Origin of the sequence: Enterobacter sp. EGD-HP1, from assembly GCF_000733275.2 — a bacterium.
GTDB lineage: Bacteria > Pseudomonadota > Gammaproteobacteria > Enterobacterales > Enterobacteriaceae > Enterobacter.
Genome location: NZ_AVOP01000012.1, coordinates 113,602 through 126,298, shown reverse-complemented (window position 1 = coordinate 126,298; position 12,697 = coordinate 113,602). Strand labels below are relative to the sequence as shown.

Genomic DNA, 12,697 nt, shown 5'->3' with positions numbered 1-12,697 from the left:
AAAAATCATTCTCTTTTGAGAGTTTGACGCTGCGCCATGTAGTAGTCAAGAGAAGAAACACCCCGAAAAAACCAGGGATAAGCCAGAGGGAAGATGAACACGTCATGCATTACAAAAACAGTAATATCAACACATTAATTATTGTCCCGCTGCGCTTATACACACGATTAAATGCTGTAGCCGTTTTTTTCTTTTTTCCATTTACTACTACATTCGCGCATGATTGAATGATTCTCAATTACATGTCTGATGCCAGCGCAGGCTAACGGACAGACCGTAAAGGGCAATGACTCACACATTTTGCTGCGAAACGCATTCGCGGGATATTTCGGGATAACAGATGTAATGGCTACGTTCACACCTTCACTCTCTGGGGTAAAAGGGCGCGCGCTCTTTTCACTGCTGTTTATGGCGCCGCTGGTGCAGGCAGCAGATAACACCGCGGCTACAGACGGCGAAACGCTTACCGTCACCGCCGATCCAAATACGACGGCAGAGGCCACGAATGGCTATCAGCCGTTGAATACTTCCACCGCTACGTTAACCAACATGCCGATGCTGGACATCCCGCAGGTGGTCAATACCGTCAGCGACAAAGTGCTGGAGGATCAGCACGCCACCACGCTGGATGAAGCACTCTATAACGTCAGTAACGTGGTGCAGACCAACACTCTGGGCGGCACGCAGGATGCCTTCGTACGCCGCGGGTTTGGTGCGAACCGCGACGGTTCGATCATGACCAACGGCCTGCGCACCGTACTGCCGCGCAGCTTTAATGCCGCAACCGAGCGCGTGGAGGTGCTGAAAGGCCCGGCCTCGACGCTCTATGGCATTCTCGATCCGGGCGGACTGATTAACGTCGTCACCAAACGCCCGGAGAAGACCTTCGGCGGTTCAATTTCTGCCACCTCATCCAGCTTTGGCGGCGGCACCGGTCAGATCGATGTTACCGGCCCGATTGACGGCACGCGCCTGGCGTATCGCCTGACGGGCGAATATCAGGACGAGGATTACTGGCGTAATTTTGGCAACGAACGCAGCACCTTTATCGCCCCGTCGCTCACCTGGTTTGGCGATGATGCCACCGTGACCGTGCTCTATTCGCATCGCGACTATAAAACGCCGTTCGATCGCGGAACGATCTTCGATCTCAACACCAAGAAAGCCGTCGACGTCGATCGCAAAACCCGCTTCGACGAGCCGTTCAACGTGACCGACGGCCAGTCCGATCTCGCTCAGCTCAACGCGGAGTATCGCCTCAACAGCCAGTGGACCGCGAAGTTCGACTACAGCTACAGCCAGGATAAATACAGCGATAACCAGGCCCGCGTGATGGCCTACGATTCAAAAACCGGCAACCTGACCCGCCGCGTGGATGCGACCCAGGGCTCGACCCAGCGTATGCACACGACGCGCGCGGATCTGCAGGGGAACGTGGACATCGCGGGCTTTTACAATGAGATCCTGACCGGCGTGTCGTATGAGAATTACGACCTGCTGCGTACGGACATGATCCGCTGTAAGAACGTTAAGGATTTCAATATTTACAACCCGAGCTACGGCAGCCTCGGCAAGTGCACCACCGTCTCGGCATCCGACAGCGATCAAACCATTAAGCAGGAGAGCTACTCCGCCTACGCGCAGGACGCGCTGTACCTGACCGATAAGTGGATCGCCGTCGCCGGACTGCGCTATCAGTATTACACCCAGTACGCGGGCAAAGGCCGTCCGTTCAACGTGAACACTGACAGCCGCGACGACCAGTGGACGCCAAAGCTGGGTCTTGTTTATAAGCTCACCCCGGCGGTCTCGCTGTTTGCCAACTACTCCCAGACGTTTATGCCGCAGTCGTCCATTGCGAGCTACATCGGCGACCTGCCGCCGGAAACGTCGAACGCGTATGAAATCGGCGCTAAATTCGACCTGTTCGACGGTATTACCGCCAACATCGCGCTGTTTGATATTCACAAGCGCAACGTGCTGTACACCGAGAGCGTCGGTGATGAAACCGTCGCTAAAACCGCGGGTCGCGTGCGCTCTCAGGGCGTGGAAGTGGATCTTGCCGGGTCATTGACCGAGAACACCAACATTATCGCCAGCTACGGCTATACCGACGCGAAGGTGCTGGAAGACCCGGACTATGCGGGCAAGCCGCTGCCGAACGTGCCGCGCCATACCGGCTCCCTGTTCCTGACCTACGATATTCACAATGCGTTTGCCGGGAACACCCTGACGCTGGGCGGCGGCGGGCATGGCGTAAGCCGTCGCTCCGCAACCAACGGTGCAGATTATTATCTGCCGGGCTATTTCGTGGCGGATGCGTTTGCGGCGTACAAGATGAAGCTACAGTATCCGGTGACGCTGCAGGTGAACGTGAAAAACCTGTTTGATAAGACCTACTACACATCGTCCATTGCGACCAACAACCTGGGCAACCAGATTGGCGATCCGCGCGAAGTGCAGTTTACGGTGAAGATGGAGTTTTGATGTAAAAAAGCCCGGTGGCGCTAGCGCTTACCGGGCCTACGATCCATTCCCTCTCCCTGTGGGAGAGGGTTAGGGTGAGGGCATCAGACCTCGATATCCGCCATATCGCCTTTCTCCTGCAGCCAGTTACGTCGGTCTTCCGAACGCTTCTTGGCAAGGAGCATATCCATCATGGCGTTGGTTTGCTGCTCGTCTTCGTCGCTGATCGTCAGCTGCACCAGACGGCGAGTGTTCGGATCCAGCGTCGTTTCGCGAAGCTGCATCGGGTTCATCTCGCCCAGTCCTTTAAAGCGCTGCACGTTCGGTTTGCCCTTCTTGCGCTTCAGCTGTTCCAGCACGCCCGCTTTCTCTTCTTCCGTCAGCGCGTAGTAAACCTCTTTGCCGAGGTCGATACGGTACAGCGGCGGCAGCGCCACGTGGACGTGACCGTTTTTCACCAGCGTTTTGAAGTGTTTCACAAACAGCGCGCACAGCAGCGTGGCGATGTGCAGGCCATCGGAGTCCGCATCCGCAAGGATACAGATCTTGCCGTAGCGCAGCTGGCTCAGATCGTCGCTGTCCGGATCGATGCCGATCGCTACCGAGATATCGTGGACTTCCTGCGAGGCCAGCACTTCATCAGAAGAGACCTCCCAGGTGTTCAGGATCTTCCCCTTGAGCGGCATGATCGCCTGATATTCACGATCGCGCGCCTGCTTGGCCGATCCACCCGCCGAGTCCCCTTCCACGAGGAACAGTTCGGTACGGTTGAGATCCTGCGCGGTACAGTCTGCCAGCTTGCCCGGCAGCGCAGGGCCGCTGGTCAGCTTTTTACGCACCACTTTCTTCGCGGCGCGCAGACGACGCTGGGCGCTGGAAATGGCCATTTCAGCCAGCATTTCTGCCGCCTGGACGTTCTGGTTCAGCCACAGGGTAAACGCATCTTTCACCACCCCGGAAACGAACGCTGCGCACTGGCGTGACGACAGACGTTCTTTGGTCTGACCGGCAAACTGTGGATCCTGCATCTTCACGGAGAGCACGTAGGCGCAGCGATCCCAGATATCTTCCGCCGACAGCTTCACGCCGCGCGGCAGGATATTGCGGTATTCGCAGAACTCACGCATCGCGTCCAGCAGTCCCTGACGCAGGCCGTTGACGTGGGTACCGCCGAGCATGGTTGGGATCAGGTTGACGTAGCTTTCCGTCAGCAGCTCGCCGCCTTCCGGCAGCCACAGCAGCGCCCAGTCCACGGCTTCGGTATCGCCGCTAAAGTTACCGACAAACGGTTTTTCCGGCAGCGTTGGCAGGCCGTTTACCGCTTCGCACAGGTAGTCGTTCAGGCCATCGGCGTAGCACCAGGTTTGTGCGGTATTGTTAACGTGATCGGTAAAGGTGATTTCCACGCCCGGACACAGCACCGCTTTGGCTTTCAGCAGGTGCGTCAGGCGAGAAACGGAAAAGCGCGGGCTGTCGAAGAAGCTTTCGTCAGGCCAGAAGTGGACGCTGGTGCCGGTGTTGCGTTTGCCGCACGTGCCGACAACCTGCAGATCCTGCACCTTATCGCCATTTTCAAACGCGATGTTGTATACCTGACCGTCGCGACGGACGTTGACTTCTACGCGTTTGGACAAGGCGTTCACCACGGAAATACCCACGCCGTGCAGACCACCGGAGAACTGGTAGTTCTTGTTGGAGAACTTTCCGCCCGCGTGCAGACGGCAGAGGATCAGCTCAACGGCAGGCACGCCCTCTTCCGGGTGGATATCCACCGGCATGCCGCGCCCGTCGTCGATGACTTCCAGCGACTGATCGGCGTGCAGAATGACGTCAACGCGTTTGGCATGCCCCGCCAGCGCTTCGTCCACACTGTTATCAATAACTTCCTGGCCCAGATGGTTTGGGCGCGTCGTATCGGTGTACATCCCCGGGCGGCGGCGAACCGGCTCAAGCCCGGTGAGGACCTCAATGGCATCAGCGTTATAGGTTTGCGTCATGATTTAAACTAGCAATTCGCATTGATTGTCAGTGGCTGTGCAGTCCAAGAAAATCGACAATCTGGGTGAAATGATTCTCAAAGCCCGTGAAAGCATGGTTTCCGCCCTCTTCTATAGTCTGGCGGCAGGAGGCGTAATACGCCACTGCCTGGCGGTAATCCAGCACTTCATCACCCGTCTGTTGCAGCAGCCAGATGAGATCCGGCGCCTCAAGCGGGTCGACCTGCATAACTTTGAGATCGTAAATATGGCGTGACTCTAGCACATATTGCTGGCCGGTGTAGGGGTTCTCGTTTTCGCCAAGAAAGTCCCTCAGCAGCTCAAATGGCCGAACCGCCGGATTAACCACAACGGCAGGCAGCATAAAGCATTGCGAGAGCCAGGTGGCATAGTATCCGCCCAATGATGAGCCAACCACGCCAAAGGATTCACCGCCGTGTTCAAGCACGATCGATTCGAGCATTTCTGCCGCCTCCGCCGGGTAAGGCGGCAACTGCGGGATAATCATCTCAACGTCGGGGTGATGCTCACTCAGCCACTGGCGAAACTGTGTCGCTTTTGCGGAGCGCGGCGAGCTGTTGAATCCGTGCAGATAAAGGAGCGTAGACATCAATAGCCTTCTGAAGCGGTATCCGGGCGGAATTTTGCACCGGTCAAACGGCAGACTTCCGTGGTCAGCGTGCCATCGGAATGCAGTTCCAGCCAGCGCCAGCCTGGCGCGATGGTATCCAGCGTAAAGTTGGCGCAGTGCGGCTTAAACTGAACGCAGGTCGACGGCGTCGCCAGCATGCGACGGCCGTTCCAGTCGAGGTCCTGTTCCTGGTGAATATGTCCACACAGCAGATTTTTCACCCGCGGGAACTTCGTCAGCACGCGATCCAGCGCCGCGGAGTTGCGCAGGCTGTGCTGATCGAGCCAGCTGCAGCCCGCCGGCAGAGGATGATGATGAAGCAATAGCAACGTGTGACGTTCAGGTTCAGCAGCCAGTTTGGTCTCAAGCCAGTCGAGCTGAAACTCGCTTAACTCACCGTGCGGGACGCCAAATACCTGGCTGTCCAGCAGCAGGATCTGCCACTGTTCACCCGCAAAAACACATTTCGCCGGAGAAATCCCCGCATCCTGAAGAGAACTGAACATGGCAGGCTGGAAGTCATGGTTTCCTGGCAGCCAGACGCAAGGCACGCTAAAGCTCGCGATGCCTTCAGCAAAATGCTGGTAGGCCGCGGAGGACTGATCCTGCGCCAGATCGCCCGTTGCGACAATCAGATCGCATGCACGGTTTTCAGCGTGAATGGCGCTAAGTACCGCCTGATAACTCTCCCAGGTGTTGACCCCCAGTAGCGTTTCATGCTTTTCGGCAAAAAGGTGGGTATCGGTGATTTGTAATATCCTGACTGGCGCCCCACCAGCAACAGTCAGGTTCAACAGGCTTTCCAAATGGTGTCCTTAGGTAGGTTTATGACGCTAACAAACCGGAATCGCCATTGCTCCATGTGCTAAACAATATCTTAGCCAGTCGGCTAAAAACTGGTTAATTTGATGCTTTTCGTCGCGTTGATGCAACTTTTTATTCGGGTAATCATACCGCGCCTTGAAGCGAAAGATCTGCTGGCTTGAACACACTTCAGCGACCATCGCGTCGTGATAGAGGCGAACCGTCATCGACGGCAGGCTCCAGTAGCTAATGCTGGGTGCCGTTTGCTCAATCTCAACCAGCGTAGTGTAGCGCGTTGATTCTGTTATCGTTAACCGATACTGCGCGTTGCTCACCTGATAGCTTACCGTTTCGCCGGGTGCGTCGTTTCGCGGCAGCAGGCGGCGCAACTGTGCGAAATTGGTTTCGCACAGGCGCATCATTTCTGGGAAGTCAGGCGTATAGCGCTTCATTTTTTCCACTCGTTTCGTAATGTCTGATAATGCAGCTGTAGCCATTGCAGGGCGATGACAGATGCTGCGTTGTCGATTTTCCCCTCTTCTACCCACTGATAAGCCTGTTCCCGGCTCACCACATGAACCCGAATATCTTCGTTTTCATCTGCCAGACCGTGGATCCCTTCCGCCGTCGTGGCGTCCACTTCGCCCACCATAATGGACAAGCGCTCGCTGGTACCGCCCGGGCTTGCCAGATAGCTCAGCACCGGTTTTGTGCGCCCTACCACCAACCCCGCCTCTTCCAGCGCCTCGCGCCGGGCGACGTCTTCAACCGACTCACCTTCTTCGATCATCCCGGCCACCATCTCCAGCAGCCACGGGCTTTCACTGACGTCATAAGCGGCGATGCGGATCTGCTCCACCAGCACAACTTCGTCATGCACTGGGTCAAAGGGTAGCAAGACTGCCGCATGCCCGCGCTCAAAAATTTCGCGCCTGATTTCGCCGCTCATTTCCCCGTTAAACAGGCGATGCCTGAAACGGTAAAGATCCATTGAAAAAAAACCGCTATAAAGCGTTTCTCGTGCAATAATTTCTACATCGTTTTTGGCGAATGTCACGGGCAACTTTTCTGGTTTTTGCATGAGTCGAGTCCTGGTAGCAATGGTGATGAAATTGTGAATTTCAAGGCTGTTTGGCTGCCGTTTGTAAGGCTATATGGTAGATTGGTGCAAATTACCGCCAGATGGCACGTAACGCCAACCTTTTGGTATGGAAGATTCTGTTAGAATCGGCAATTATTTTTTAATTAGATCAGCGCTAATACTGCTTCACAACAAGGAATGCAAATGAAGAAATTGCTCCCCATCCTTATCGGCCTGAGCCTGACGGGCTTCAGTGCAATGAGCCAGGCGGAAAACCTGTTACAGGTTTACCAGCAGGCACGTCTGGGCAACCCTGATTTACGTAAATCAGCGGCCGATCGTGATGCTGCGTTTGAAAAGATTAACGAAGCGCGTAGCCCCTTGCTGCCGCAGTTAGGTTTAGGTGCAGATTACACCTACAGCAACGGTTTCCGCGACGCTAACGGCGTTAACTCCAATGCTACCAGCGCCTCACTGCAATTGACACAGACCCTGTTTGATATGTCCAAATGGCGCGCCCTGACCCTGCAGGAAAAGAGCGCGGGGATCCAGGATGTGACCTATCAGACCGACCAGCAGACGCTGATCCTGAACACCGCCACGGCGTACTTCAACGTGCTGAGCGCGATTGATGCACTCTCCTATACCGAAGCGCAGAAACAGGCAGTTTACCGTCAGTTAGATCAAACGACCCAGCGTTTCAACGTGGGTCTGGTCGCGATTACTGACGTGCAGAACGCCCGTTCACAGTACGACACCGTGCTGGCTAACGAGGTGACCGCGCGTAACAACCTCGATAACGCACTGGAATCCCTGCGTCAGGTCACCGGTAACTACTATCCAGAGCTGGCGTCCCTGAACGTGGACAGCTTTAAAACGGATAAACCACAGGCCGTAAACGCCCTGCTGAAAGAGGCGGAAAACCGCAACCTGACGTTGCTGCAGGCGCGTCTGAGCCAGGATCTGGCCCGCGAACAAATTCGCCAGGCGCAGGACGGCCACCTGCCAACCCTGAGCTTGAGCGCGTCAACCGGTGTCTCTGATACCACCTATAGCGGCTCTAAAACCAATACGTCCCAGTATGACGACAGCAATATGGGCCAGAACAAAGTGGGCCTGAGCTTCTCCCTGCCGCTGTACCAGGGCGGTCAGGTTAACTCGCAGGTGAAACAGGCGCAGTACAACTTTGTTGGCGCGAGCGAGCAGCTGGAAAGCGCCCACCGCAACGTGGTGCAGACCGTGCGTTCCTCCTTCAACAACGTGAACGCCTCGATCAGCAGCATCAACGCGTATAAACAGGCCGTTGTCTCTGCCCAGAGCTCTCTGGATGCGAACGAAGCGGGCTACTCCGTCGGTACTCGTACCATCGTTGACGTTCTGGACGCGACCACCACGCTGTACAACGCGAAACAGCAGCTCTCCAGCGCGCGTTACCAGTACCTGATTAACCAGCTGAATATCAAGCAGGCGCTGGGTACGCTTAACGAGCAGGATCTGCAAATGCTGAACAGCACGCTGGGCAAACCCGTTTCGACGTCTCCAGACAGCGTCGCGCCGGAGAACCCACAGCAGGTTGCCGCGGTTGATAACTTCAACGCTGACAGCAACACCCCTGCTGCACAGCCTGCTGCCGCACGTACCGCTGCGCCTGCCAGCCAAGGCAATAATCCGTTCCGTAACTAAGCATTGCCCGATGGCGCTTCGCTTATCGGGCCTACGATCAAGTAGGCCGGGTAAGCGCAGCGCCACCCGGCGCAAAATCACATCCGAACGTAAGCCAACGTAAAGATCCCCCTGATTCCGCCCCTCTTCGCTTCATTTTCAACCACTCATCCTCTATCCTGAGCGTTATTACCACTGGGTCCTGGAAGACAAAGATGAAACGGACAAAATCTATAAATCACGCTTCGTTCCGCAAGAGCTGGAACGCGCGTCACCTCACCCCTGTTGCGCTGGCGGTCACGGCTGTCTTTATGCTGGCAGGCTGTGAGAAAAATGACGAAACGGTTTCGCTGTATCAGAACGCGGACGACTGCTCTGCCGCAACCGGCAAAGCCGCCGAATGTAAAACGGCCTACACCAGCGCGCTGAAAGAAGCGGAACGCACCGCGCCGAAATATGCCTCACGCGAAGACTGCGTGGCGGAGTTTGGTGAAGGTCAGTGCCAGCAGGCACCGGCTCAGGCTGGCACCGCACCTGAAAATCAGGCGCAGGCGCAGTCCAGCGGCAGCTTCTGGATGCCGCTGATGGCAGGCTACATGATGGGTCGTCTGATGGGCGGCGGTGCGGGCTACCAGCAGCAGCCGCTGTTTAGCTCGAAAAACCCGGCCAGCCCGGCTTACGGTCAATATACCGATGCCACCGGCAAAGGCTACGGCGCAGCAACCCCTGGCCGCACCGTGACCGTTCCGAAAACGGCGATGGCGCCAAAGCCAGCAACGACCAGCACCATCACCCGCGGCGGGTTTGGTGAATCTGTGGCGAAGCAGACCAGCATGCAGCGCAGTGCGACAGGTACCTCCTCTACTCGCTCAATGGGCGGCTGATCATGGAACGAGTCAGTATCACCGAGCGCCCTGACTGGCGCGAAAAAGCCACCGAGTACGGTTTTAACTTCCACACCATGTACGGCGAGCCGTACTGGTGTGAAGACGCCTATTACAAGCTTACGCTGGCCCAGGTGGAAAAACTGGAAGAGGTGACGGCCGAGTTGCACCAGATGTGCCTGAAGGTCGTGGAAAAGGTCATCGACAGCGACGAGCTGATGGCAAAGTTCCGCATTCCAAAACACACCTGGAGCTTTGTGCGCCAGTCTTGGAAAACGAATCAGCCTTCTCTGTACTCTCGCCTGGATCTGGCGTGGGACGGCAAAGGTGAACCGAAGCTTCTGGAAAACAACGCCGATACGCCAACCTCCCTGTACGAAGCGGCGTTCTTCCAGTGGATCTGGCTGGAAGACCAGGCCAGTGCCGGAAACCTGCCGGAAGGCAGCGACCAGTTTAACAGCCTGCAGGAAAAGCTGATTGAGCGTTTTGCCGAGCTGCGTGAACAGCATGGCTTCAACCTGCTGCATCTCGCCTGCTGCCGCGACACGGAAGAAGACCGTGGCACGGTTCAGTATCTGCAGGACTGCGCTGCCGAAGCGGAAGTGGCGACCGAGTTCCTCTATATCGAGGATATCGGCCTGGGTGAAAAAGGTCAGTTTACGGATATGCAGGACCAGGTGATCAGCAACCTGTTCAAGCTCTACCCGTGGGAATACATGCTGCGCGAGATGTTCTCCACCAAGCTGGAAGACGCTGGCGTGCGCTGGCTGGAGCCGGCCTGGAAGAGCATTATCTCTAACAAAGCCCTGCTGCCGATGCTGTGGGAGATGTTCCCTAACCACCCGAACCTGCTGCCAGCGTATTTTGCGGAAGATAATTACCCGCAAATGGAGAAGTACGTCGTTAAGCCGATCTTCTCCCGTGAAGGCGCAAACGTCTCGATTATCGAAAACGGTAAGACGCTGGAAGCGGTTGAAGGGCCGTACGGCGAAGAGGGGATGATCGTTCAGGCGTTCTGGCAACTGCCGAAGTTTGGCGACAGCTATACCCTGATTGGCAGCTGGCTCATCAACGATCGGCCGGCCGGGATTGGCATTCGCGAAGATCGCGCGCTGATCACGCAGGATCTGTCACGGTTTTATCCGCACATTTTTGTCGAATAAGACCTGCCCGGTGGCGCTACGCTTACCGGGCCTACGCTCGACATGTAGGCCGGGTAAGGCGAAGCCGCCACCCGGCATGTTTTTACCCAATCTGCACCGACAACATACTCAAACTCCCCATCTCAATACCGTCGACCGGGGTCGTCACCGGCTCCTGACCATCCCACGCACCGAGAACGTACAGCAGCGGCAGAAAGTGCTCCGGCGTCGGGTTAGAGAGCGAACCACCCTCATGATCCAGATAGTTCACCAGCGGATGCGCCTCAGCCGGACCTTGCCACGTCAGGTTGGCTTTGACGTAGTCGTTAAATGAGGTCGCCCACGGGTATGGCGTATTCTCACCGTGCCAGCGTGCGGTACGCAGGTTATGCACCACGTTACCGCTCGCCACCAGCATGATGCCTTCATCACGAAGCGTCGCCAGCTTACGGCCCATCTCCAGATGCCAGGCGGCCGGTTTGGTGCTGTCGATGCTCAACTGCACCATCGGGATATCCGCATCAGGATACATTTTAATCAGCACGCCCCACGAGCCATGGTCAAAACCCCAGGCTTCTTTATCCAGCGTTACAGGGACAGGTGCCAGCAAATCTACCAGCTTTTGTGCCAGCTCAGGCGAGCCGGGGGCCGGATAATGCGTGTCGTAAAGCGCCTGCGGGAAGCCGCCAAAATCATGAATGGTTTTAGGCGCTTCCATGGCGGTCACGCCCGTCCCTCGGGTAAACCAGTGCGCAGACACCACCACGATCGCTTTCGGGCGCGGCAACGTCTCGCCCAGATGACGCCAGGCACGGGTATAGACGTTGTCTTCCAGAACGTTCATTGGGCTACCGTGGCCTAAAAACAGGGCTGGCATACGGGAAGAAGTCATGGTGATATCCTTACAGAAGGTGTCAATTTAATGGTGCTACATTACGCGCAATGTGGCAAAGATGAACGCAGATAAGCGTGAAGATCATCATCAGGAAATTTGAATGTAAGGAATGTGTAAAGCCGGGGTTCCCCCCTCGCTTTGCCAGAAATGAATCATTTATATTAATGAGAATCATTATCATAAGGAGCAATGCATGTCAGTCCCCTTGATCCTGACCATACTGGCGGGCGCCGCGACCTTTATCGGTGCACTCCTCGGCGTGCTCGGCCAAAAGCCCTCTAACCGCGTTCTGGCCTTCTCACTGGGCTTTGCTGCCGGGATCATGCTGCTCATCTCCCTGATGGAGATGCTGCCTGCCGCACTGGGTACAGAAGGCATGTCTCCGCTACTGGGTTACGGCATGTTTGTCTTTGGCCTGCTGGGATATTTTGCCCTCGACAGGATGTTACCACACGCGCATCCGCAGGATTTAATGCAGAAGAACGTGGCGTCCATGCCGCGCAATATCAAGCGAACGGCGATTCTGTTGACGCTTGGCATCAGCCTGCATAATTTCCCTGAGGGGGTAGCGACTTACGTAACGGCCAGCAGCAATCTTGAGATGGGTTTTGGTATCGCGCTGGCGGTCGCCTTACACAATATTCCTGAAGGACTGGCCGTTGCAGGACCGGTGTATGCCGCCACGGGCTCGAAACGCACCGCGGTGTTCTGGGCGGGTATTTCCGGGATGGCCGAAATTCTTGGAGGCGTGCTGGCGTGGTTAATCCTGGGAAGTCTGGTCTCCCCTGTTTTGATGGCTGCCATTATGGCTGCGGTTGCCGGGATCATGGTTGCGCTCTCCGTGGATGAGCTAATGCCGCTTGCGAAAGAGATCGATCCGAATAACAACCCCAGCTATGGCGTGCTGTGCGGAATGTCGGTCATGGGCTTAAGCCTGGTGTTATTGCAATCTGCAGGTATCGGTTAGCATAAGCCTGCCTCCGTCTAATACGGAGGCAGGCGTGCGAAACGTTAAGAAACAGCTAAAAATGATGCGCTATTCTGTTGCCAAAAACTCCCTTACAATAAATAATATAATTTTATAGAAATAGAACGATGAAATTGTATAAATATATTATCTGACTCACTGCATAAA

11 protein-coding genes are annotated in these 12,697 nt (G+C 55.9%); 5 read left to right on the top strand and 6 right to left on the bottom strand.

Going from position 1 to position 12,697, the window contains the following annotated elements; genetic code table 11:
- The first annotated feature begins 345 nt into the window (after positions 1-345).
- On the top strand, positions 346-2,487 hold the full coding sequence (locus tag N037_RS09675; RefSeq protein ID WP_032640556.1) for a TonB-dependent siderophore receptor: 2,142 nt from the start codon (positions 346-348) through the stop codon (positions 2,485-2,487).
- Positions 2,488-2,570: 83 nt separating this feature from the next.
- Here the strand turns inward: N037_RS09675 and parE are convergent, their stop codons facing one another.
- Genes parE through nudF form a run of 5 tightly spaced genes read right to left on the bottom strand, consistent with a single transcriptional unit; the run spans position 2,571 to position 6,979 of the window.
- The gene (gene parE, locus N037_RS09670; protein WP_032640555.1) at positions 2,571-4,463 is read right to left on the bottom strand and encodes a DNA topoisomerase IV subunit B; all 1,893 of its coding nucleotides are present in this window, start codon (positions 4,461-4,463) and stop codon (positions 2,571-2,573) included.
- Between the two features lie 28 nt (positions 4,464-4,491).
- On the bottom strand, positions 4,492-5,073 hold the full coding sequence (gene yqiA, locus N037_RS09665; protein WP_023333427.1) for an esterase YqiA: 582 nt from the start codon (positions 5,071-5,073) through the stop codon (positions 4,492-4,494).
- A complete protein-coding gene (cpdA, locus tag N037_RS09660; protein ID WP_023333428.1) occupies positions 5,073-5,900 on the bottom strand; it encodes a 3',5'-cyclic-AMP phosphodiesterase in 828 nt (275 codons plus the stop codon). Before cpdA ends, yqiA begins: the two co-directional genes overlap by 1 nt.
- 27 nt (positions 5,901-5,927) lie before the next feature.
- Positions 5,928-6,350 carry a DUF1249 family protein gene (locus N037_RS09655; RefSeq protein WP_003862516.1) on the bottom strand — a complete coding sequence of 141 codons (423 nt, stop codon included), beginning with the start codon at positions 6,348-6,350 and terminating at the stop codon, positions 5,928-5,930.
- Complete coding sequence (gene nudF, locus N037_RS09650; protein ID WP_032640553.1) at positions 6,347-6,979, bottom strand: ADP-ribose diphosphatase; 633 nt, start codon at positions 6,977-6,979, stop codon at positions 6,347-6,349. The genes N037_RS09655 and nudF overlap by 4 nt, the downstream gene beginning before the upstream one ends.
- Before the next feature lie 204 nt (positions 6,980-7,183).
- Here nudF and tolC point away from each other — a divergent pair, with 204 nt between their 5' ends.
- The 3 genes from tolC (at position 7,184) to N037_RS09635 (ending at position 10,688) form a co-directional block, all read left to right on the top strand.
- Positions 7,184-8,662 (top strand): outer membrane channel protein TolC, encoded by a 1,479-nt coding sequence (gene tolC / locus N037_RS09645; protein ID WP_032640551.1) that lies wholly within the window; start codon positions 7,184-7,186, stop codon positions 8,660-8,662.
- A 194-nt stretch (positions 8,663-8,856) separates the two neighbouring features.
- Entirely contained in the window at positions 8,857-9,525 is a 669-nt protein-coding gene (locus tag N037_RS09640) for a DUF1190 family protein (RefSeq protein WP_032640549.1), read from the top strand.
- 2 nt (positions 9,526-9,527) lie between these two features.
- On the top strand, positions 9,528-10,688 hold the full coding sequence (locus N037_RS09635; protein ID WP_023333431.1) for a glutathionylspermidine synthase family protein: 1,161 nt from the start codon (positions 9,528-9,530) through the stop codon (positions 10,686-10,688).
- 82 nt (positions 10,689-10,770) lie between these two features.
- On the opposite strand, the gene ygiD is transcribed toward N037_RS09635, so the two are convergent.
- On the bottom strand, positions 10,771-11,559 hold the full coding sequence (ygiD, locus tag N037_RS09630; protein WP_032640547.1) for a 4,5-DOPA dioxygenase extradiol: 789 nt from the start codon (positions 11,557-11,559) through the stop codon (positions 10,771-10,773).
- 196 nt (positions 11,560-11,755) lie between these two features.
- Between ygiD and zupT the strand changes: the two genes are divergently transcribed.
- Complete coding sequence (gene zupT / locus N037_RS09625) at positions 11,756-12,529, top strand: zinc transporter ZupT (RefSeq protein WP_032640545.1); 774 nt, start codon at positions 11,756-11,758, stop codon at positions 12,527-12,529.
- Positions 12,530-12,697: the final 168 nt, after the last annotated feature.

Bases quoted from the DNA above. Each gene is read 5' to 3' on its own strand.
- N037_RS09675 (WP_032640556.1), top strand. From the start codon at position 346: ATGGCTACGTTCACACCTTCACTCTCTGGGGTAAAAGGGCGCGCGCTC.
- parE (WP_032640555.1), bottom strand. From the start codon at position 4,463: ATGACGCAAACCTATAACGCTGATGCCATTGAGGTCCTCACCGGGCTT.
- yqiA (WP_023333427.1), bottom strand. From the start codon at position 5,073: ATGTCTACGCTCCTTTATCTGCACGGATTCAACAGCTCGCCGCGCTCC.
- N037_RS09655 (WP_003862516.1), bottom strand. From the start codon at position 6,350: ATGAAGCGCTATACGCCTGACTTCCCAGAAATGATGCGCCTGTGCGAA.
- nudF (WP_032640553.1), bottom strand. From the start codon at position 6,979: ATGCAAAAACCAGAAAAGTTGCCCGTGACATTCGCCAAAAACGATGTA.
- tolC (WP_032640551.1), top strand. From the start codon at position 7,184: ATGAAGAAATTGCTCCCCATCCTTATCGGCCTGAGCCTGACGGGCTTC.
- N037_RS09640 (WP_032640549.1), top strand. From the start codon at position 8,857: ATGAAACGGACAAAATCTATAAATCACGCTTCGTTCCGCAAGAGCTGG.
- N037_RS09635 (WP_023333431.1), top strand. From the start codon at position 9,528: ATGGAACGAGTCAGTATCACCGAGCGCCCTGACTGGCGCGAAAAAGCC.
- ygiD (WP_032640547.1), bottom strand. From the start codon at position 11,559: ATGACTTCTTCCCGTATGCCAGCCCTGTTTTTAGGCCACGGTAGCCCA.
- zupT (WP_032640545.1), top strand. From the start codon at position 11,756: ATGTCAGTCCCCTTGATCCTGACCATACTGGCGGGCGCCGCGACCTTT.